Source organism: Sphingomonas spermidinifaciens (assembly GCF_002351485.1).
GTDB classification, from domain to species: Bacteria; Pseudomonadota; Alphaproteobacteria; order Sphingomonadales; family Sphingomonadaceae; genus Sphingomonas; species Sphingomonas spermidinifaciens.
In genome coordinates, this window is record NZ_NWMW01000001.1 from 182,917 (window position 1) to 203,716 (window position 20,800).

At 67.9% G+C, this 20,800-nt stretch carries 23 protein-coding genes and 1 tRNA gene; 23 read left to right on the forward strand and 1 reads right to left on the reverse strand.

Annotated elements, in window-relative coordinates; translation table 11 throughout:
* Nucleotides 1-57 precede the first annotated feature (57 nt).
* From tsf to COC42_RS00930, 13 genes are all read left to right on the forward strand, one after another.
* The gene (gene tsf / locus COC42_RS00870) at nt 58-996 is read left to right on the forward strand and encodes a translation elongation factor Ts (protein WP_096341417.1); all 939 of its coding nucleotides are present in this window, start codon (nt 58-60) and stop codon (nt 994-996) included.
* A 114-nt stretch (nt 997-1,110) separates the two neighbouring features.
* Nucleotides 1,111-1,836, forward strand: a complete 726-nt coding sequence (gene pyrH / locus COC42_RS00875) for a UMP kinase (protein WP_096341418.1) — start codon at nt 1,111-1,113, stop codon at nt 1,834-1,836.
* A 12-nt stretch (nt 1,837-1,848) separates the two neighbouring features.
* A complete protein-coding gene (frr, locus tag COC42_RS00880; RefSeq protein WP_096341419.1) occupies nt 1,849-2,406 on the forward strand; it encodes a ribosome recycling factor in 558 nt (185 codons plus the stop codon).
* A 37-nt stretch (nt 2,407-2,443) separates the two neighbouring features.
* A complete protein-coding gene (locus tag COC42_RS00885) occupies nt 2,444-3,175 on the forward strand; it encodes an isoprenyl transferase (RefSeq protein ID WP_096341420.1) in 732 nt (243 codons plus the stop codon).
* Nucleotides 3,176-3,192: 17 nt separating this feature from the next.
* Nucleotides 3,193-3,984, forward strand: a complete 792-nt coding sequence (locus tag COC42_RS00890) for a phosphatidate cytidylyltransferase (protein ID WP_096342997.1) — start codon at nt 3,193-3,195, stop codon at nt 3,982-3,984.
* On the forward strand, nt 3,981-5,138 hold the full coding sequence (locus COC42_RS00895) for a 1-deoxy-D-xylulose-5-phosphate reductoisomerase (RefSeq protein ID WP_096341421.1): 1,158 nt from the start codon (nt 3,981-3,983) through the stop codon (nt 5,136-5,138). The genes COC42_RS00890 and COC42_RS00895 overlap by 4 nt, the downstream gene beginning before the upstream one ends.
* The gene (locus COC42_RS00900; protein ID WP_096341422.1) at nt 5,135-6,268 is read left to right on the forward strand and encodes a M50 family metallopeptidase; all 1,134 of its coding nucleotides are present in this window, start codon (nt 5,135-5,137) and stop codon (nt 6,266-6,268) included. Before COC42_RS00895 ends, COC42_RS00900 begins: the two co-directional genes overlap by 4 nt.
* Before the next feature lie 94 nt (nt 6,269-6,362).
* Entirely contained in the window at nt 6,363-9,095 is a 2,733-nt protein-coding gene (gene bamA, locus COC42_RS00905; RefSeq protein WP_096342998.1) for an outer membrane protein assembly factor BamA, read from the forward strand.
* Nucleotides 9,095-9,724 (forward strand): OmpH family outer membrane protein, encoded by a 630-nt coding sequence (locus tag COC42_RS00910; protein WP_096341423.1) that lies wholly within the window; start codon nt 9,095-9,097, stop codon nt 9,722-9,724. Before bamA ends, COC42_RS00910 begins: the two co-directional genes overlap by 1 nt.
* Nucleotides 9,721-10,212, forward strand: coding sequence for a 3-hydroxyacyl-ACP dehydratase FabZ (gene fabZ / locus COC42_RS00915; protein WP_281253062.1), 492 nt, complete (start codon nt 9,721-9,723; stop codon nt 10,210-10,212). The genes COC42_RS00910 and fabZ overlap by 4 nt, the downstream gene beginning before the upstream one ends.
* 144 nt (nt 10,213-10,356) lie before the next feature.
* Nucleotides 10,357-10,587, forward strand: coding sequence for a 50S ribosomal protein L31 (gene rpmE, locus COC42_RS00920; protein WP_096343000.1), 231 nt, complete (start codon nt 10,357-10,359; stop codon nt 10,585-10,587).
* Between the two features lie 45 nt (nt 10,588-10,632).
* Nucleotides 10,633-10,974, forward strand: a complete 342-nt coding sequence (locus COC42_RS00925) for a PilZ domain-containing protein (RefSeq protein ID WP_096341424.1) — start codon at nt 10,633-10,635, stop codon at nt 10,972-10,974.
* Nucleotides 10,975-11,080: 106 nt separating this feature from the next.
* Entirely contained in the window at nt 11,081-11,449 is a 369-nt protein-coding gene (locus tag COC42_RS00930) for a hypothetical protein (RefSeq protein WP_096341425.1), read from the forward strand.
* A gap of 8 nt (nt 11,450-11,457) precedes the next feature.
* Here COC42_RS00930 and COC42_RS00935 read toward each other — a convergent pair.
* Nucleotides 11,458-11,547 (reverse strand) — tRNA-Ser (locus COC42_RS00935).
* A gap of 116 nt (nt 11,548-11,663) precedes the next feature.
* On the opposite strand from COC42_RS00935, the gene COC42_RS00940 reads away from it, so the two are divergent.
* From COC42_RS00940 to mazG, 10 genes are read left to right on the forward strand one after another with little or no spacing between them, the layout of a single operon-like run.
* On the forward strand, nt 11,664-12,695 hold the full coding sequence (locus COC42_RS00940; protein WP_096341426.1) for a lytic murein transglycosylase: 1,032 nt from the start codon (nt 11,664-11,666) through the stop codon (nt 12,693-12,695).
* Nucleotides 12,679-13,488, forward strand: coding sequence for an SPOR domain-containing protein (locus COC42_RS00945; RefSeq protein ID WP_096341427.1), 810 nt, complete (start codon nt 12,679-12,681; stop codon nt 13,486-13,488). Before COC42_RS00940 ends, COC42_RS00945 begins: the two co-directional genes overlap by 17 nt.
* A gap of 32 nt (nt 13,489-13,520) precedes the next feature.
* Nucleotides 13,521-14,687, forward strand: a complete 1,167-nt coding sequence (locus COC42_RS00950; protein WP_096341428.1) for a D-alanyl-D-alanine carboxypeptidase family protein — start codon at nt 13,521-13,523, stop codon at nt 14,685-14,687.
* Nucleotides 14,684-15,310, forward strand: a complete 627-nt coding sequence (gene tmk / locus COC42_RS00955) for a dTMP kinase (protein ID WP_096341429.1) — start codon at nt 14,684-14,686, stop codon at nt 15,308-15,310. The genes COC42_RS00950 and tmk overlap by 4 nt, the downstream gene beginning before the upstream one ends.
* Nucleotides 15,307-16,284, forward strand: coding sequence for a DNA polymerase III subunit delta' (locus tag COC42_RS00960; protein WP_096341430.1), 978 nt, complete (start codon nt 15,307-15,309; stop codon nt 16,282-16,284). Before tmk ends, COC42_RS00960 begins: the two co-directional genes overlap by 4 nt.
* A gap of 52 nt (nt 16,285-16,336) precedes the next feature.
* On the forward strand, nt 16,337-17,893 hold the full coding sequence (metG, locus tag COC42_RS00965) for a methionine--tRNA ligase (protein WP_096341431.1): 1,557 nt from the start codon (nt 16,337-16,339) through the stop codon (nt 17,891-17,893).
* Complete coding sequence (locus COC42_RS00970) at nt 17,890-18,669, forward strand: TatD family hydrolase (RefSeq protein ID WP_096341432.1); 780 nt, start codon at nt 17,890-17,892, stop codon at nt 18,667-18,669. The genes metG and COC42_RS00970 overlap by 4 nt, the downstream gene beginning before the upstream one ends.
* Nucleotides 18,666-19,430: an MBL fold metallo-hydrolase gene (locus COC42_RS00975; protein ID WP_096341433.1), complete on the forward strand. Its 765-nt coding sequence runs from the start codon at nt 18,666-18,668 to the stop codon at nt 19,428-19,430. The genes COC42_RS00970 and COC42_RS00975 overlap by 4 nt, the downstream gene beginning before the upstream one ends.
* Complete coding sequence (locus tag COC42_RS00980) at nt 19,427-20,017, forward strand: retropepsin-like aspartic protease family protein (RefSeq protein WP_096341434.1); 591 nt, start codon at nt 19,427-19,429, stop codon at nt 20,015-20,017. Before COC42_RS00975 ends, COC42_RS00980 begins: the two co-directional genes overlap by 4 nt.
* Nucleotides 20,018-20,059: 42 nt before the next feature.
* The gene (gene mazG, locus COC42_RS00985; RefSeq protein ID WP_096341435.1) at nt 20,060-20,800 is read left to right on the forward strand and encodes a nucleoside triphosphate pyrophosphohydrolase; all 741 of its coding nucleotides are present in this window, start codon (nt 20,060-20,062) and stop codon (nt 20,798-20,800) included.

Below are 20,800 nucleotides of genomic sequence, written 5' to 3' on the forward strand. Positions count from 1 at the left end.
TCGGGCGGGGCAGGGCATTCGCACTGACCCCGCCCGCATTTTAAGAAGGAAATCGACATGGCCGAGATCACGGCAGCTGCCGTCAAGGAACTGCGCGAGCGTTCGGGCGCCGGCATGATGGATTGCAAGATGGCGCTGGCCGAGACGAGTGGCGACATGGAAGCCGCGGTCGACTGGCTGCGCACCAAGGGCCTCGCCGCCGCTGCGAAGAAGTCGAGCCGCACCGCGGCCGAGGGGCTGGTCGGCGTCGCGGTCGCCGGCACCAAGGGCGTGGCGGTCGAGGTCAACTCGCAGACCGACTTCGTCGCCAAGAACGAGATCTTCCAGGATTTCGTCCGCAACGTGACCGCGATCGCGCTCGAGCAGGGCGACAGCATCGACGCGCTCAAGGCCGCGCAGATGCCGGCGGGCGGCACCGTCGAGGAAGTGCTGACCAACAACATCTCGACGATCGGCGAGAACCAGGTGCTGCGCCGCGCAAAGGCGGTGTCGGTCACGCAGGGCGCGGTGATCCCCTATGTCCACAACGCCGCCGCTCCCGGCCTCGGCAAGATCGGCGTGCTCGTCGCGCTCGAGTCGGATGCGGGCGTCGACGTGCTCGAGCCCCTGGGCAAGCAGATCGCGATGCATGTCGCCGCGGCCTTCCCGCTGGCGCTGACCGCCGAGGACCTCGACCCCGAGGTCGTCGAGCGCGAGGCCGCGATCCTGCGCGAGAAGAACGCCGAGAAGATCGTCGGCAAGTCGGATGAGGTCGCGCAGAAGATCCTCAACGGGCCGATCGAGAAGTTCAAGAAGGAGAACGCGCTCCTCACCCAGGCGTTCGTCATGGACGGCAAGACCCCCGTTGGCGACGTCATCGCCAAGGCGGGGAAGGACGCAGGCACGTCGATCAAGCTCGTTGACTATGTCCGCTTCCAGCTGGGCGAGGGCATCGAGAAAGAAGAGAGCGACTTCGCCGCCGAAGTCGCCGCGACCGCGGGCCTTACGAAGAACTGAAGCCGTTCCGCCCTTGCCCCCTGCGGGGAAGGGCGTAATAGGTTGGCATCACGGCGCGGGGCTCCTAAGGTCCGCGCCGTTTTGCTGCCCCCTTCATCCAATCGAGCGGGACCTATGAGCCGCCCCACCTTCAAGCGCATCCTTCTGAAGCTCTCGGGCGAGGTCCTGATGGGCCAGGGCCAGTATGGCATCGATCCCGAAACCTGTGACCGCGTCGCCAGCGAGGTGAAGGCGATCGTCGACAGCGGGGTCGAGCTCTGCATGGTCGTCGGCGGCGGCAACATCTTTCGGGGCCTCGCGGGCGCCGCCCAGGGGTTCGACCGCGCGTCGGCCGACTATATGGGCATGCTCGCGACCGTCATGAACGCGCTGGCGATGCAGAACGCGCTCGAAAAGGCGGGCGTCGACACCCGCGTCCAGTCGGCGATCCCGATGGCGAGCGTGTGCGAGCCCTATATCCGCCGCCGCGCGCAGCGGCACATGGAAAAGGGCCGCGTGGTGCTGTTCGCGGCGGGCACCGGCCTGCCGTTCTTTACGACCGATACCACCGCGGCGCTGCGCGCAGCCGAAATGGGCTGCGATGCGCTGTTCAAGGGCACCAGCGTCGATGGCGTGTATGACGCCGATCCCAAGAAGGTGCCGACCGCCAGGCGCTATGACGAGCTTAGCTATGACCGCGTGCTCGCCGATAATCTGAAGGTAATGGACGCCAGTGCCGTTGCGCTCTGCCGCGACAGCGACATTCCCATCGTCGTCTTCTCGATCCGCGACGAGGGCAACCTTGCCGCGGTCGTGGGCGGCGAAGGGACCGCGACCATTGTCCGCAAGCCACAAGCATAAGGAGAGCCGATCATGGCCGCATATGACAAGGCCGATCTCGAACGCCGCATGGCGGGGGCCGTCGAGTCGCTGAAGGGGGATCTGTCGGGCCTTCGCACCGGCCGCGCCTCGACCTCGCTGCTCGATCCGGTGACCGTCGAGGTCTACGGTGCGCACATGCCGCTGGTCCAGGTCGCGACTGTTTCGGCGCCCGAACCCCGGATGCTGTCGGTGCAGGTCTGGGACAAGTCGAACGTTGGCCCCGTCGAGAAGGCGATCCGGTCGGCGGGGCTCGGCCTCAATCCGATCAACGACGGCCAGACGCTGCGCCTGCCGATCCCCGACCTGACCGAGGAGCGTCGCAAAGAACTCGCCAAGCTCGCCGGGCAATATGCCGAGAAGGCGCGCGTCGCCGTCCGCAACGTCCGCCGCGACGGGATGGACGCGCTCAAGACCGACGAGAAGAAGGGCGTCTATTCGGAGGACGAGCGCAAGCGCCACGAGACCGAGGTGCAGAAGCTGACCGACGCCACGATCGCGGACATCGACGCGGCCGCCGCGGCCAAGGAAAAGGAAATCCTCGGCAAGTGATGCCGGCGGTGGGGCAACACGGCGGACGGGCGCGGTAATGGCGACGCAGCTCGATCCCTCGGCGCTGGCCGGTGACCGGCCGCGCCATGTCGCGATCATCATGGACGGCAACGGTCGCTGGGCCAAGGCCCGTCGCCTGCCGCGCGCCGCCGGGCACAAGCAGGGGGTGGAGGCGGTGCGCCGCGTCGCCCGCGCCGCTCGCGACCTGGGGCTCGAGGTACTGACGCTCTACGCCTTCTCCTCGGAGAACTGGCGCCGTCCGGCCGAGGAAGTGCAGGACCTGATGGGCCTGCTCCGCCATTTCCTGCGCGCCGAGATCGCGACGCTGGTCGCCGACAATGTACGGCTGCGCGTCATCGGCGACTATCGCGTGCTGTCGCCCGACCTTGTTAGCATGATCGACGATGCGATCGCGCGGACGGCGGCAAATACCGGTCCGATCCTGGTGATCGCGCTCAACTATGGCGCGCAGGCGGAGATTGCCGCCGCCGCCCGCCGCCTCGCCGCTGCCGCGCGCGACGGCGCGCTCGACCCGGCAGAGATCGACGAGGCGCGGATCGAGGCAGAGCTGACCACTGCCGAGCTGCCGCCGCTCGACCTTCTCATCCGCACCTCGGGCGAGCAGCGATTGTCGAACTTCCTCCTCTGGCAGGCAGCCTATGCCGAGTTGCTGTTCGTCGACACGCTCTGGCCCGATTTTAACGGAGACACGCTGGCCGCCGCGATCGAGAGCTTTTCGCGCCGCCAGCGGCGTTTCGGTGGCCTGTGACGCCCAGCGATCCCGTGGTGGCGGATGACAGGGCGCGGCGAAAGGCGAACCTGAACCAGCGGCTTGCGGTGGGCTTCAGCCTGCTCGCCCTCGCATTTTGCGCGCTCTGGTGGGGCGGCTTCATCTTCTGGCTGGTCGTTGTCATCGGCGCGCTCGTGATGATGAGCGAGTGGTCGACGATGTTCGCGGCCACCCCCCGGCAAAAACGCCTCGGCCAGCTGGCGATCTCGGTTCCACTCGCGATCATGGCGCCGATCGCCAGCGGTCCGTCCTTCTTCTCGCTCGGTCTTGTCGTTGGGGCGGCGTTCTTCGTCGGCGCGGTAACGGGCCGCCGGGCGCTGGCGGGCGGTATCCTCTATGTCGCGCTGCCGGCGCTGGCGCTGCTGCTGCTGCGGTCTATCCCTGACGGGCTGTTTCTGTCGCTCTGGGCGATGGGCCTCGTCTGGGCGTGCGACACCGCCGCCTTCTTTGTCGGTCGGTCGGTCGGCGGCCCACGTCTTGCGCCGTCGATCAGCCCCAACAAGACATGGTCGGGCTTGATCGGTGGCCTGGTCGCCGCGGCGGTGCTGGGTTTCATCATGGCGCAGTACGGCCTGTCACCGTGGCTGGCGGCGATGACGCCGGTGCTCGCGGTCGTTTCGGCGCTCGGCGACCTTTACGAGAGTTGGCTCAAGCGGCGGGCGGGGATCAAGGACTCGGGGACGCTGCTGCCGGGCCATGGCGGCATGCTCGACCGGCTTGACGGCATCGTCCCCGTCGCGCCGCTCGCCGCGCTGATGGTGATCGCGCTGGGGAGTGCCGCGTCATGAGGACGGTGACGATCCTCGGCGCGACCGGCTCGATCGGCACCTCGACGCTCGACCTGATCGAACGCGAGCCCGATCGTTTCCGCGTGGTCGCACTCACCGCCAATTGCGACGTCCCCCGGTTGGCCGAGGCGGCGCGGCGGACCCGTGCCGAGCTGGCGGTCGTCGCCGACGAAAGCTGCCTGCCCACCCTGGCGGAGGCATTGGCCGGCACGTCCACGCGCGTCGCCGGCGGGCGACAGGCGGTCTGCGATGCGGCGCAAAGCGGTGCCGACTGGACGATGAGTGCGATCGTCGGCTGCGCCGGGCTCGGCCCCACGCTGGCCGCGATCGAGGGCGGCGGCACCGTCGTCATCGCCAACAAGGAGCCGCTCGTTTCCGCCGGCGAGATCATCCTCGCCGCGGCGAAGGCGAGCGGCGCGACGCTGCTCCCCGCCGACAGCGAGCACAACGCGATCTTCCAGTGCCTGGCGGGTGACCGCCCTGCCGGCGTGCGCCGCCTGATCCTGACTGCCAGCGGCGGCCCGTTCCGCGCCTGGAGCCTCGCTGAAATGGCGGCGGTGACACCCGAACAGGCGGTCGCGCATCCAAATTGGTCGATGGGCGCCAAGATCAGCGTTGATTCGGCGACGATGATGAACAAGGGGCTCGAGCTGATCGAGGCGGCGCGGCTGTTCCCCGTCGATCCCGACGCCATCGGCATCGTCGTTCATCCGCAATCGGCGATCCATTCGCTGGTCGAGTATGTCGACGGATCGATGCTGGCGCAGATTGGCCCCAGCGATATGCGCGTGCCGATTGCGCACACGCTCGCGTGGCCCGACCGGATGGCGACGCCGTTGACGCCGCTCGACCTCGTCAAGCTGGGCCGGCTGGAGTTCGAGGCACCCGATCCGGTTCGCTTCCCCGCGCTCGCGCTCGCGCGGACGGCGTTGGGGGCAGGGGGCGCACGGCCCGCAATCCTCAATGCCGCGAACGAGGTCGCGGTCGAGGCATTCCTCAAGCGGCGTTGCGGCTTCCTCGAAATTGCCGCAATCGTTGCCGATACGCTCGATGCATATGATCCGCCCGCGGCGCACGATGTCGATGCGGTACTGGCGGTCGATGGCGAGGCGCGGCGTATCGCGGCCGAGCGGGTAAAGGATCGCGTCGCTTGATCGAGAACCCCGGTTTCCTGTTCACGCTGCTGGCCTTTGTCGGGGTGATCGGTCCGCTCGTCTTCGTACACGAGATGGGGCATTATCTCGCCGGTCGCTGGTTCGGGGTAAAGGCCGAGGCCTTCTCGATCGGTTTCGGGCGCGAGATCGCGGGCTTCACCGACCGCCGCGGCACGCGCTGGAAATTCGGCTGGCTGCCGCTCGGCGGATATGTCCGCTTCGCCGGTGACATGAGCCCCGCGAGCCAGCCCAGCGCCGAATGGCTGTCGCTCCCGCCTGAACAGCGCGCCCGGACCTTTCAGTCGAAGCCGGTCTGGCAGCGCGCGATCATCGTCGCGGCGGGACCGGCGATCAACTTCCTGCTGGCAATCCTGATCCTCGGCGGCTTCGCCTATGCTTACGGCGTCAGCCGGACGCCGCCGGTGGTCGGCATTGTCGAGCCGGGTAGCGCCGCCGCCACCGCAGGACTGCTGCCGGGCGACCGGTTGACGGCGCTGGGCGGTCGAGGCGTCGATACCTTTGACGATATTGCCGGCTTTGCGCGGCTGCGTCCCGGCGAACGGATCGAGATCGTTATCGACCGGGGCGGCGCGTCGCAGACGCTGGCCGTGACGATCGGCGAGCGGCGCGAGCGTGATCGCTTCGGCAACGACTATCGCATCGGTCGCCTCGGTATCGGCCCCGCCGCGCCCGTGCGCGAGCCGATCGGCCTGATCGAGGCGCCGCTCATCGGCGTCGAGCGTACCGGCGAGATCGTCGGGATGATGGTCGATACCATCGGCCAGATTGTGACGGGACGCCGCTCGGTCGACGAACTCGGCGGGCCGCTGCGCATCGCGCAAGTGTCGGGCCAGCAGCTCAGCCTTGGCCTCCCCGAGTTCATCGGCCTGATTGCGCTCATCTCGATTAACTTGGGGTTCATTAACCTCTTGCCAGTGCCGACGCTCGATGGTGGCCACCTGCTTTTCTATGCGATCGAGGCGGTGCGCCGTCGCCCCGTCGATCCGCAGGTGCTCGAATGGGCGTTTCGGGGCGGTGTCGCAGCGCTGCTGGCGCTGATGCTGCTCGTGACGATCAACGATCTCGGCGCATTCGGCCTCTGGCGCAGCCTCGCCGGCTTGATCGGCTGACATGCTTCGTGCAGGGGCGTTGCGCCCCGGTGCAGGACTTTTCCTCGGGACATTTTGGGTGGGGACGACGGTGACGGCGATCAAGGCGAGCAAGATGGGTGCGCAGGGCGCGATGCTGCTTGCCGGCACGATGTTGGCGGGCGTGGCGCAGGCGCAGACCGCTGCCCCCGCGCCGGCCCAGCCCCAGGCGGCCGCACCGGCCCCGGCGCCCGTCGTGCAGGCCGCCCCTGCGCGCATCATCAAGTCGCTGCGTGTCGTGGGCAGCCAGCGCATCGAGCCCGAGACGGTGCTCAGCTACACCAAGCTGCGCGTCGGCCAGCCCTATACAAACGAGAGCGTCGATCAGGCGATCAAGGACCTGCTTGCATCCGATCTGCTCAACGACGTGCAGATCGAGGGCGTCGAGAATGGCGACCTGATCGTTCGTGTGCGCGAGAACCCGATCATCAACCGCATCGTGCTCGAGGGCAATCGGCGGCTGAAGAACGACAAGATCCTGCCCGAGATCAGGCTCAAGCCGCGCCAGATCTTCACCCGCACCGCGGTGCGCGCTGACGTGGCGCGCATCGTAGAACTGTATCGGCGTCAGGGCCGTTTTGCCGCGATCGTCGAGCCCAAGCAGGTCAATCTCGACCAGAACCGCGTCGATGTCGTGTTCGAGATCACCGAAGGGCCGAAGTCCAAGGTTCGCCAGATCAATATCATCGGCAACGAACAGTTCAGCGATAATGAGCTGCGCAAGGAGATGGCGACCAAGCAGGCGCGCTTTTTCCGCTTCTTCAGCTCGAATACGTCCTACGACCAGGACCGGCTGGCGTACGACCAGCAGAAGCTGCGCCAGTTCTACCTGACTGAGGGCTATGCCGACTTTCGCGTGATTTCCGCGGTGGCCGAGCTGACGCCCGACAAGGAAGACTTCATCATCACCTACGTGGTCGAGGAAGGGCCGCGCTACAAGTTCGGCGATGTCGAGGTCGACAGCGGCATCCGCGACTTCGATGGCGAAAAGCTCGCCGCCGGCCTGCCGATCAAGAAGGGCAACTGGTTCAATGCGAAGTTGGTCGAGGACTCGGTCACGTCGCTGACCGAGACCGCGGGCCTGTTCGGCTATGCCTTTGCCGACGTCCGCCCTGAATATCGCCGCGATCCCGAAACGCTGACGATGGGGCTGTCGTTCAACATCGCCGAAAGCTCGCGCACCTATGTCGAGCGGATCGAGATCACTGGCAACACCCAGACGCAGGATGAGGTGATCCGCCGCGAGATGCGCCTTGCCGAGGGCGATGCGTACAACAGCTTCCTGCGCAAGCGGTCGCAGGACCGCGTCAACTCGCTCGGCTTCTTCCAGGACAAGTTCGAGATCGAGGAGAAGGAGGGCTCGGCCCCCGATCGCGTCGTCCTTGGTGCCAATGTCGAGGAGCGCTCGACTGGCGAACTGACGCTGTCGGCAGGCTTCTCCAGCCTCGAGCGGTTCATCCTCCAGGGCTCGATCCGCCAGCGCAATTTCCGCGGCAAGGGCCAGGACCTGCGCCTCCAGGCCAATTATTCGGCCTATTCGAAGTCGGTCGAGCTGGGCTTTACCGAGCCCTATCTGTTCGACAAGAACATTGCCTTGGGCGGCACGATCTTTCGCCGTGACTTCAATTCGTTCAACTTCATCGGCAACGATCGCAACACGACCTTCAGCCAGACCTCGACCGGGTTCCAGATCGTCGCGGGCGTGCCGCTGACTGAATATTGGTCGTTGTCGGGCCGCTATCAGCTGAGCCAGGACGATGTCAGCCTCGACGAGTCGATCTACTTCACCAACGGCCAGTGCGACCCGCTGCGTGCCGGCCGATATCTGTGCGAGCAGATCGGCAACCGGCTGACCTCGCTAGTGGGTGCAAGCCTCGTCTATGACAGCCTCAACAGTCGCCTGCGCCCGACCCGCGGCCAGCGGCTGACGCTGGGCGTCGATTTCGCCGGCCTCGGCGGCGACGTCCGCTATATCCGCGGTCGCGGCGAATACAGCCGCTTCTGGGGCCTGGGCGGCGGCTTCATCTTCTCGGTCAACGCGCAGGGCGGCTACATCCATAGCCTCGAAAGCGATCGCGGCCCCGGCATCGATCCGGTTCGGATCGTCGACCGCTTCTACCTCGGCGAACCGCAGTTCCGCGGCTTCGACATTCGCGGTGTGGGACCGCGCGTGCTGCGCATCCCGTACACCACCGACGAGAATGGCAACACGATCCTCCAGACTGACCGCCAGAGCATCGTCGACGATCCGCTGGGCGGCAAGGCTTACTATCTCGGCCGCGCCGAGCTCGAGATCCCGCTGGGTTCGGGCGCACAGGAGCTGGGGCTGCGGCCGTCGGTCTATGTTCAGGCAGGTTCGCTGTTCAACATCAAGCGGCCGCTGCCGACCGCCACCTTCAGCCAGGCGACGGATTCGAACGGCAACCCCGTGTTCAACGTCGACGGCTCGCCGCGCCTGCTCGATCTCACCAGGCCGGTGACGACCGACACGGGGCAGCAGATCTACCTCAACACCTTCACCGAGAATGGCGTGACGAGCCAGCGGCAGACGACCTGCGCCGTCGGCTATTCCGCAACGGTTGGTGGCGCCTGCGTCGGCAGCGAGCCGAATGCCGCCCAGGTGACGACGATCTCGCCTTTCCTCGAGCGCTTCGTTGGCGATACGCCCAAGCCGCGCATTACGGTCGGCGTCGGCGTCAACTGGAACTCGCCGTTCGGTCCGCTCCGCATCGACCTTGCCAAGGACATCATCTCGGTCGACGGCGACGATCCCAAGCTTCTCACCTTCAACGTTGGAGCCGCTTTCTAATGAACAAGTTCCTCATCGCCGCGGCGCTCGCGCCGGTCGCGATCGCCGCGCCGTCGCTGGCGCAGGTGAACGGCATCGCCGTCGCCAATCCCGAGAGCGCCGTCCTCCAGTCGAACGCCTGGAAGACCGCGATCTCGCAGATCCAGACGACGTACAAGACGCAGCTCGACCAGGCGCAGGCGCGCCAGACCGCCGTCCAGAACGAGCTTCGCCCGCTGGTCGAGGCGTTCGAGAAGGCCCGCGCCGCCCCGAACGCCAACGAAGCGTCGCTGCGTACCCAGGCGACGACGATTCAGCAGCGCGAGCAGACGGCGAATGCCGAGCTTCAGCGCCTGACGCAGCCCGTGCAGCGCGCACGCGCCTATGCCGCCGAGCAGATCGGCGCGCAGCTTCAGGCCGCGGTCAATGCCGCGATGTCGAAGAAGAAGGTGACGCTGCTGCTTCGTCCCGAAGCGGCGGTTTCGGCCCAGCCCTCGACCGACATCACTGCCGACGTGACGGCCGAGCTCAACCGCCTCGTCCCCAATGTTAGCATCACGCCGCCCGCCAACTGGCAGCCCGGTGGTCAGCAGGGTGCTGCGGCGGCGCCCGCAGCCGCGGCGCCGCGTCCGGCAACGCCCGGCCGGTGAGCGAAGACGTCGTGACGGGCGAGGCCGGGCGCGCCGCGCTCGGCCCGCTCGACGTTACCCGGGTGATGGCGGCGCTCCCGCACCGCTATCCGATGCTGCTCGTCGACCGGGTCGAGGAGATCGTCCCCGACCGGTCGATCCGCGCGGTCAAGGCAGTGACGATCAACGAGGGCTTCTTCCAGGGGCATTTCCCAGGCCGCCCGATCATGCCCGGCGTACTGATCGTCGAGGCGCTGGCGCAAGCCGCCGGCGTGCTTGCGGTCGAGAGCCTCGGCCTCGCCGGCTCGGGCAAGCTCGTCTATTTCATGGCGATCGAGGAAGCCAAGTTTCGGAAGCCTGTCGAACCCGGCGTGCTCCTGACGCTCGAGGTCGAGTTCGTCCAGAAGCGGTCGAGCGTCTGCAAGTTTGCCGGCCGCGCGCTGTTGGGCGATGCGGTGGCGGCAACCGCCAACTTCACCGCGATGATCGCCGACCCGCCCAAGGCGTAATCGGCCGCGGCTTTTTCTATTCGTCGTCGAGGACTTGATCCGGTGACGTAAGGAAGGAGCTGCATTGCGCTGTTCCCCTTCCGCTGCTATGCGCGCGCCCTTCGCCGCTGGTCGGAAACCAGCGGCTTTTCCGGAGAATTGAACGTGAAGAAGACCGGCCACCCCGACTATCACATGATCAAGGTCCAGATGACCGACGGCACCGTGTTCGAAACGCGCTCCACCTGGGGCAAGGAAGGCGACACGATGACGCTCGACATCGACCCGCTGGCGCACCCGGCCTGGACCGGCGGCAATCAGCGCCTGCTCGACGCCGGTGGTCAGGTCGCGCGCTTCAACAAGCGGTTCGGCGGGCTGTCGCTTCGCTCGAAGTAAGAGTTCTTCACGCCGCGTTTACCAACGCGGCGTAGCGTCGGGGGCATGGAGAGCCATGTCCCCGTACGCACGCGTATCGCCGCCGAGCTGATTCCGCTTGCGGCCGGCGAGAGCCGACGCGCTGCCGCCCGCAAATCCGTGTCGCTCGATGCCGGACTGTTTGACGCGGGCTATCACGGCAGTCTTTGCCGCATAACCGACTTGTCGATGAGCGGCGCGCGCATCCAGACGTTCACCGATCTTGTGGCCGACACCAGCATCCTGCTGACGCTACCCGGCGGGGTCCGGCGAGTCAGCCGCGTGGTGTGGTCGCGCGATTACCAGGCTGGCTGCCAGTTCGAACAGCCGCTTTCGAACTTCGAGCTCGAGCTGCTGACCGCCGGCTGATCCCGATCCGTCGCCAACGCTATTTCCTGCTGGCCACATCGCCCGAGTTCGGCCATGTTTCCGCCACAACCACGGTCGCGCGGCCGGTTTGGCGCAGGGAGCATCGATGGCGGGCACATGGGTCGCGTTGGGCATGATGCTGGCAAGCGGCGCCGCATCCGATGATCGTTCCGCCGCGCCCCTCGGCGCCGTGCCTTTCGCGCTCGGCCTTCGTCTGGTCCCGGCCGAAGCCCGTACCCCGCGCCTGCCGCGCATCGCCGCCGAGGCGCTGCCGCTTGACCTGCTGCCCGGCGACCGCCCCGCCGCCGACCTCTGCGCGGACACGACCGAACGCCCGCGCGAGCCCGGTGCGCCCGTTCGCGCGCGCATGTCGATGCGCCTCGACAGCGGCCGCGACGCCATGCGCCCCGCCTTCGCGCTCGGCGGCCTGGGCGGCGCGCTGATGCGGGTTACGGACGCGCTCCTCGATGATTGAGCGCGGACTGGCGGAGAGGGTGGGATTCGAACCCACGGTGAGCTTGCACCCACGGCGGTTTTCAAGACCGCTGCCTTAAACCACTCGGCCACCTCTCCAGCGCCCGAGCGCGGCGTTAGCGCCCTGTGGCGTATTTGTGCAAGCGCCGACGACAAGGGGGGTTCAGGCCGCGGCGCGACTGTGGCACATCGGCGCGATGCTGGGGTTCGGTAAAATGCGTAAATGGTGTGCGGCGCTGCTCGGCGTCTGGTTGGCGGCCGGAACCGCGGGCGGGGCGGCGGCGCAGGGCGAGGCAGGTTTTCAGGCGTATCTGTCACAGGTGCGCGGGCGGGCGCTCGCCGCCGGCGTGACGGCGCGGACGCTCGACGCCGTGCTCCCGACGCTGTCCGTCAACCCGCGAGTAATCGAGCTCGACCGCGGCCAGCCGGGCGGCACCGCTGGCCCGCCGAGCGCGGTGCTCAACTTCGCGCCCTACCGCGCGCGGCATGTCGATGCGGCTCGCATCAGCCGCGGCAAGCGCGCCTATGCCGCCAATCGAACGCGCCTGTCGCGGATCGAGGCCGAGACGGGCGTGCCCGAATCGATCATGGTCGCGATCTGGGGGCACGAAACCAATTATGGTTCCTATACCGGCGACTTCGATCTCGCCCGGTCGCTCGCTACGCTCGCCTATGAGGGGCGGCGGCGCGCGCTGTTCGAGGGCGAGTTGATCGCACTTCTAAAGATGATGGACCGCGGCATCCCCCGCGAACGGCTGAAGGGCAGCTGGGCGGGCGCTATGGGCCATCCACAGTTTCTGCCCTCGATCTATCTGCGCCTTGCGCGGGATGGCGATGGCGACGGGCAGGCGGACATCTGGAGGAGCGAGGCCGATGCGCTCGCCTCGATCGCCAACTATTTCGTCAATGCCGGGTGGCGCGCGGGCCAGCCCTGGGGCGTCGCGGTCAACGTGCCCGCCAGCTTCAACCGGGGCGCACTGACCACCCGCACGATCTCGCCGCGGTGCCCGCGCGTGTTCGAGCGGCACAGCCGGTGGCGGACGATGCGCGAATGGCGCCAGCTCGGGATGGTGCCGCAAGCGGGGCGCTGGCCCGCCGACGACGTGCTCGCCACGCTGATCGAGCCCGACGGGCCGGGACGCACTGCCTATCTGCTGACGGGCAATTACCGCGTCATCCTCGACTATAATTGCTCGAACTTTTACGCGCTTTCCGTGGGATTGCTCGCCGATGCCGTCGCCGGTTGACCTCATTGCCCTGACGCTGGCCGCCGCACTGCCCGGCCAGGACGCTCCGCCCCCTGCCGCGGGGCCGAGCGCCGCCTCGAACGAGGGTGAGCGCTACGACGCGGTGGGTTATGCCGGCGCGACCGAGCAGGCCACGGGCGCGGCACATGCGACGCTGCCCGTCGGCAGCTTTGTCGAGGTGACGGCGCTCGACAGCGGGCGCACCGTGTTGCTGATGATTGCCGCCGTCGCCGCGCCCGCGGCGATGCAGCCGATCGCGCTCTCGCCCGACGCGCTGCGCCAACTTGCGATCGCGCCCGGCGCGCCTGTCCGCGTCCGCACTGCGCGGCCGTCGCCGCCCGATGAGGCGGCGCTAAGGGCCGGGCAGGCAGCGCCGGCACGGCTCGACGCACCGCCCGTGCTGCTCGCAGGGCTGCGCAAGGATCTACCGCCCCGAGGCACCCCGATGGCCGCCAAGCCTGCGCCCGAGCCGATCGCCGCGCCGAAACAACCGGTCGCCAAACCCGCACCCCGCCCGCAGCAGCGCCCGATCGACCCGCCCGAGCGTCAGGTCGCCGTGCAGCCCAAGCCGCAGACCGCGCCCGCATCGGGCTGGGGCGTACAGGTGGCGGCCCTCTCGAACGAGGCCAATGCCCGCGCGCTCGCCAGCCGGCTCGGCGGTCGCGTGCGTGCTGCAGGCAAGCTCTACCGCGTCCAGCTTGGCCCATTTGCCGATCGCGCCGCGGCAGAGGCTGCGCGGGCCGGCGCTATCCGCCGCGGCCATGCCGGCGCGGCGCTCGTCCGCATCCCCTGATGTTCCTCAAGCCACCGGGTATTGTGCCACCGATGAATCGCTTGCTTGCCCTTTCGCCGCTCGTCCTCCTCGCCGCCGCGCCTGCCGGGGCGCAGCGCCCGCCCTTCGATACGCCGGCGCCCGTGGCCTATCTCGAGGACCTGTCCTCGGGCGCGGTCCTCTATGCCAAGGACGCCGACCGCCGGATGCCGCCCGCGTCGATGGCGAAGATGATGACGACCTATGTCATCTTCGACATGATCAAGAAGGGGGAGATCAAGCTCGACCAGAAGATCACCGTCCGGCCCGAGACCTGGCAGAAATGGCACGGGCCGCAGGCGGGATCGACGATGTTCCTGTCGCCGAACGAACAGGTGAGCGTCGAGAATCTGCTCTACGGCGTCGTCGTGCTGTCGGGTAACGACGCCTGCGTCGTGCTGGCCGAGGGCGTGGCGGGCACCGAGGAAGCGTTCGTCAACCTGATGAACCAGCGCGCCAAGGCGATCGGGCTCAAGAACAGCCAGTTCGGCACCTCGAACGGCTGGCCCGACGAGGGGCGCACCTTTGTGACCGCGCGCGACCTCGCCCATCTCGCCAAGGCGACGATCGAGAACTACCCCGACCTCTACAAGAAGTTCTACAGCCGCCGCGACTTCACCTGGGGCCAGACGATGGGCGGGAACGCCATCACCCAGGCCAATCGCGACCCGCTGCTCGGCCGCGTCAACGGCGCCGACGGGCTCAAGACCGGGCACACCGAGGAAGCGGGTTATGGCTTCACCGGCTCGGCCGAGCAGAATGGGCGCCGCCTCGTCATGGTCGTCGCCGGGCTGACGAGCTTCAATCAGCGTGCCAATGAATCGGTGCGCTTCATGGAATGGGGCTTCAACGCCTGGCGCGCCAAGCCCGTGGTCAAGCAGGGCAAGCGCGTCGAGAGCGCCGACGTGCAGCTCGGCGATTCCGCGACCGTGGGCCTCGTCGCACCGCGCGACCTCAACGTGACCGTGCCCGCGGGCAGCTCGGCGGCGATGACGGCCAAGGTCGTCTATCAGGGACCGGTCAAGGCCCCGATCAGGCAGGGTCAGCATATCGCCGACCTTGTCATCACCAGCGCCGACCTCGGCGAGCAGCGCCTGCCGCTCGTCGCCGAGAGCGCGGTCGGCGAGGCGGGCTTCTTCGGCCGCGTCTGGGCGGGGCTGATGGGGCTCTTCGGCGCTTGAGCCCAGGCCGCTTCATCACGCTCGAGGGCGGGGAGGGCGCGGGCAAGTCGACGCAGGCGCGCGCGCTCGCCGCCGCGCTGGAGGCGCGCGGGCTCCACGTTCTCGTTACCCGCGAGCCGGGCGGCAGCGACGGGGCAGAGGCGGTGCGCGAACTCTTGATGCAGGGCGATGTCGGCCGCTGGAGCCCGCACGCCGAAACGCTGCTGTTCGCCGCCGCTCGCGCGGATCATGTCGAGAAGCGTATCCGCCCGGCCATCGGTGCGGGGCATTGGGTGATCTGCGACCGCTATGTCGATTCGACACGAGCCTATCAGGGAGCGCAGGGGATCGACGACGCCGCGATCCTCGCGTTGCACGGCTTCGGCTCGCGCGGGCTGATGCCCGACCGCACCTTCCTGCTCGAACTTCCGCCCGAAGAAGGCGCGGCGCGCGCGGCGGGACGGGGCTCGGCCGCCAACGACCGGTTCGAGGTTCGCGGCACCGGTTTCCACGCCGCGGTGGCGGAGGGATTCGCGCGCATCGCTGCCGCCGAGCCCGACCGCGTCCGTCGCATCGACGCCGCCGCGGCACCGGAACGCGTCACCGCCGCGCTGATCGAGGCGCTCGCCGACCTGCTGCCATGACGTCACTCGTCGGCAACGAGGCCCCCCGCGCCGCCTTTGCCGCGGCGATCGGCGGCGAGGCGATCCACCATGCCTGGCTGATCGCGGGGCCGGAGGGGGTGGGGAAGGGCCGGTTCGCCCGCGAGGCCGCCGCGCTGCTGCTCGCTCGCGCGCTTGACCCGTCGGTGCCCCCGGGCGGGCCGCTGCCGCCGGAGCACCGCGTCGCCCGCCTGCTCGCGAGCGGCGCGCATCCCGATTACCGCGAACTCGTCCGCCTGCCCAAGGACGCGTCCAAGCCCGAGGATGGGCTAAAGCGCAGCATCACCATCGACCAGGTCCGCACGCTCCAGCCGATGTTCGCGACCAAGCCGGCGCTGTCGGGCCGCCGGGTCGTGCTGATCGACGCGATCGACGATCTCGAGCGGAGCGGCGCCAACGCACTCCTCAAGAATCTCGAGGAACCGCCCGCGGGTACGATTTTCCTTCTTGTCAGCCATTCGCCCGGCCGCCTCCTCCCGACGATCCGCTCGCGCTGTCGCTCGCTTCGCTTTTCGGCGCTGACCGACGATCAGGTGGCGAGGGTGCTCCGCGCCGAGGAACCCGACCTGCCCGATGCCGAGGTCGCGGCGCTGGTGCGCGCCGGCGCCGGCTCCCCCGGCCGCGCGCTCGCCTTTGCCGGGCTTGATATGGCCACGATCGAGCGCGATCTGGCCGAAATCGCCGCGACCGGCGACCGCGACAATGCGGTTCGTGGGCGGCTGGCGAAGGCGTTGTCAGGAAAGGGCGCGGCGGAGCGTTTCGCCGCCTTCGTCGAGCGCGTGCCCGCCTTCATCGCCGAACGCGCGCGCGCAGCAAGCGGCGAGGCGCTCCGCACCGCACTCGATGCGCACGAGGCGGCGCGATCGGTGGGCGGGATCGCCGTCGCGCTGACGCAGGACGCCGCGGGCACGGTGTTCGAACTCGGCGGCATCGTCGCGCGCCTCGCCCCGCGCTGACGCGCCCGCTCCCGGCTTGCCGCACTGCGGCGCGCCGCCTAGAGCAGGCGCCATGGCCGACCCCTTCTATATCACCACCGCAATCCACTATCCCAATGGCCGCCCTCATATCGGCCACGCCTATGAGATGATCGCCGCCGACGCGATCGCCCGCTTTCAGCGTCAGGCGGGCCGCGACGTCCGCTTCCAGACGGGCACCGACGAGCACGGCCTCAAGATGGCGCAGACCGCCCGCGACCGCGGCATGACCGCGCGCGCACTGGCCGACGAGATGTCAGCCTTTTTCAGCGAGATGGCGACATCTCTTCACATCAGCCACGACCGCTTCATCCGCACGGTCGAGGCCGATCATTACCGCGCGAGCCAGGCGATCTGGGAGGCAATGCAGGCGTCGGGCGACCTGTATCTCGACCGCTACGAGGGCTGGTACTCGGTCCGCGACGAGGCATTCTACGAGGAGAAGGAACTGACCGAGGGGGAGGGCGGCCAGCGCCTCTCGCCGCAGGGTACGCCCGTCGAATGGACTGCGGAGGAAACCTGGTTCTTCCGCCTGTCCAGGTACCAGCAGCCGCTACTCGATCTCTACGCCGCCAATCCCGGCTTCATCCGGCCGGAGAGCCGCCGCAACGAAGTGCTGCGCTTCGTCGAGGGCGGGCTGACCGACCTGTCGGTCTCGCGGACGAGCTTCGACTGGGGTGTGCCGGTGCCGGGCAGCCCGGGGCATGTCATGTATGTCTGGGTCGATGCGCTCACCAACTATCTGACCGGCGCCGGTTATCCCGACGGAGGCGACCTCTGGCGCTACTGGCCCGCCGACCTCCACGTCATCGGCAAGGACATCGTTCGCTTCCACGCGGTCTACTGGCCCGCCTTCCTCATGTCGGCGGGGCTGCCACTGCCGCGCGAGGTGTTCGGCCATGGCTTCGTCCTCAACCGGGGCGAGAAGATGTCGAAGTCGGTCGGCAATGTGGTCGATCCGCTGGCGCTCGCCGATGCGTTCGGGGTCGATGCGCTCCGATACTTCCTGCTGCGCGACATCAGCTGGGGTCAGGACGGCAGCTACAGCCCGCGCGCGATTGCGACGCGCGCCAATGCGGACCTGTCGAACAGCTTCGGCAACCTCGCCCAGCGCACGCTGAGCTTCATCGCCAAGAACCTCGAAGGCGCGCTGCCGGAGCCCGGCCGCGCCGATCCGGCCGATGCCGCGCTGCTGGCGGCGGTGACGGAGGCGAATGGCGAGTTCATCCGCCTGTTCGCCGAACAGTCGATCACCCCCGCGCTGGAGGCGTGGATGCGCGGCGTCTTCGCCTGCAACCAGTATATCGACGTCCAGGCCCCGTGGTCGCTGCGCAAGACGGACCCCGAGCGGATGCACGCCGTGCTTGGCACGCTGGTCCGCGCGATCCGATTGCTCGCGATTACGATCCTGCCCGTCGTGCCCGCATCGGCCGGCGCGATGCTCGACCAGTTCGGCGCCGACGAGCGCGACCATGCCGCGCTCGCGGACGACGGCTGGTATGCGCGAAAGGCAGGGGAGGGCTTTCGCATCGGCCCCCCGACCCCCATCTTTCCTCGACTGGACGTGCCCGAGGAGGAAGCGGCGGCATGACGCTGGCCGACAGCCACTGTCACCTGAATTACAAGGGGTTGGTCGAGGAACAGGACAAGGTCCTCGAACGCGCCCGCGCGCGCGGCGTGACTGCGATGCTCAACATTTCGACGCGCGAGCGCGAATGGGGTGACGTCATCGCGGTAGCCGAGCGCGAAGCCGACGTCTGGGCCAGCGTCGGCATTCACCCGCACGAGGCCGATGCGCATCCTGACGTTGACGCCGCCAAGCTGATCGCGGCGGCGCGGCACCCGCGCGTCGTCGGCCTCGGCGAATGCGGTCTCGATTACTATTACGACCATAGTGACCGCGCGGCGCAGGCCGCGAGCTTTCGCGCGCACTGCGCCGCCGCGCGCGCGACCGGCCTGCCGATCATCGTCCACACCCGCGATGCCGAGGGCGACACTGCCGCGTTGCTGGAGGAGGAACTGGGGAAGGGGGCCTTTCCCGGTGTCATCCACTGCTTCACCGGGACCGGCCCCTTCGCCGATCGGATGCTCGAACTCGGATTCTACATCTCGATCTCGGGGATCGTGACGTTCAAGAACGCGCGCGATCTTCAGGAAACCGCCGCGCGGCTGCCGATCGAGCGGCTGTTGATCGAGACCGATGCGCCTTTCCTTGCCCCCGTGCCTCACCGGGGCAGGCCGGGGGAGCCGGGCTTTGTCGCCGATACATGCGCGTTCCTCGCCGGGCTTCGCGGCACAACGCCTGAGGAACTCGGGGCGGCAACGGCTGCAAACTTTCACACCCTGTTTGAAAAGACGCTCGCTTGAAGCTGACGTTGCTCGGATGCGGAACGTCGTCGGGCGTGCCGCGGATCGGCAATGACTGGGGGCGTTGCGATCCGTCTGAATCGCGCAACCGCCGCACTCGCTGCGCCGCGCTGGTCGAGAGCAGCGGCACCCGCGTCCTGATCGATACTGGCCCCGACATGCGCGAGCAGCTCAACGCTGCCAATGTCGGTCGCGTCGATGCGGTGATCTGGACCCACGACCATGCCGACCACACGCACGGCATCGACGATCTGCGCCAGCTCGCCCAGTCGCTTGGCCGACCGGTCCCCTGCTATGCCCGCCCTGCGACCGCGGCGGTGCTGGCGGCACGCTTCACTTATGTATTCGAGGGCGGGGGCGGGTACCGGCCGGTTGCCACGCTCGCGCCGTTACCCGACGAGTTGACGATCGGCGACGTGACGATCTCCACGGTCGATCAGCCGCATGGCGAGATCACGAGCGCCGGCCTGATCTTCGCACATCATGGTAAACGCATCGCATATTCGACCGACTTTCACGCACTTACTGACGAAATGACACAGGCGTTCGACAGTGCAGAGATCTGGATCCTCGACGCGCTCCGTCGGCATCCACATCCGTCCCACAACCATCTGTCGCTCGCGCTGGAGCATATCGAGCGCGTCCGCCCCGGCCGCGCGGTGCTGATCCACATGGACAATTCGATGGATTACCGAACGCTCAATGCGGAGCTGCCGACCGGGGTCGAGCTTGGCTATGACGGCATGGTGCTGCTGCCATGAATGGGGACCAGTCCGTCGAGCTCCTCTGGGGCGTCGGTGCGCTGGTGCTGGTGCTGAGTGGGCTCACCGCGCGGCGCGTGTCGGCACGGGTGATCGTGCGCAATCTTCTCGGCTGGGCAGCGATCGCCGGCGTACTGTTCGTGCTGTTCGCCAATCAGGACCGGCTGGCGCTACTTGCCGAGCGCGCCGGGCTCACCGGGCAGCAGGTGTCGGGCGATACGGTGCGCATCCGCCAGTCGGCCGACGGGCATTTCTATGCCGATGTGCGCATCAACGGCGTGCGCCAGCGGATGCTGGTCGACAGCGGCGCGACGATCACCGCCTTGTCGGAGGATGCTGCCCAAGCGGCCGGTGTGACCGCAGAGAGCGGCTTTCCAGTGGTGTTGGCGACGGCCAATGGTCAGGTTCAGGCCCGGCGAGGCGTTGCGGCGACGTTCGCCATTGGCGAGCTAGAGACGCGCGATTTGTCGGTCGTCATCTCGCCCAGCTTCGGCGACATGAGCGTGGTCGGCATGAATTTCCTGTCGCGGCTGGGCAGCTGGCGGGTTGAAGGCCGCACGCTGATCCTCGAGCCGATACGAAACTGAACTTTACATAATGTGTATTATCGAATTGGCGGAGGTGGCGCGATGATCGAGCGGCTGGTTGCGATTATGGCGCGGCTGCGTGATCCCGTCCACGGCTGCGAATGGGATCGCGCGCAAGACTTCCGCTCGATCGCGCCTTACACGATCGAGGAAGCCTATGAGGTAGCCGATGCCTGCGAGCGCGGCGACATGACCGAGCTCAAGGACGAGCTTGGTGACCTTCTCCTCCAGGTCGTGTTTCACAGCCGTATGGCCGAAGAAGCCGGCGCCTTCGCGCTGCCCGACGTGGTTGCTGCGATCAGCGACAAGATGGAGCGCCGACACCCGCACATCTTCGGCGACCGGGCCGAGGGCGGCCATCACCTCTGGGAAGTCATCAAGGCCGAGGAGCGCGCGGTCAAGTCCGACCCGAGCGCCCTTGCCGGCGTCGCACTCGGCCTGCCGGCGCTCACCCGCGCTGAAAAGCTTCAGAAGCGAGCCGCGCGTGTCGGATTCGACTGGCCCGATGCCAACGGCCCGCGCGCCAAGATCGACGAGGAACTCGCCGAGGCCGAGGCGGCCACCGATGCCGATGCTCGCACCGAGGAAGTCGGCGACCTGCTCTTCGCCGTCGTTAACTGGGCCCGACATCAGATCATCGACCCGGAGGCCGCGCTCCGACACGCCAATGCCAAGTTCGAGCGCCGCTTCAGGGCGATGGAGGGCTCGGCGGGCGCAGCATTCGCTGCGCTCGACCTCGATGGAAAGGAAGCGCTCTGGCAGAAAGCCAAGGCGAACGAGTAA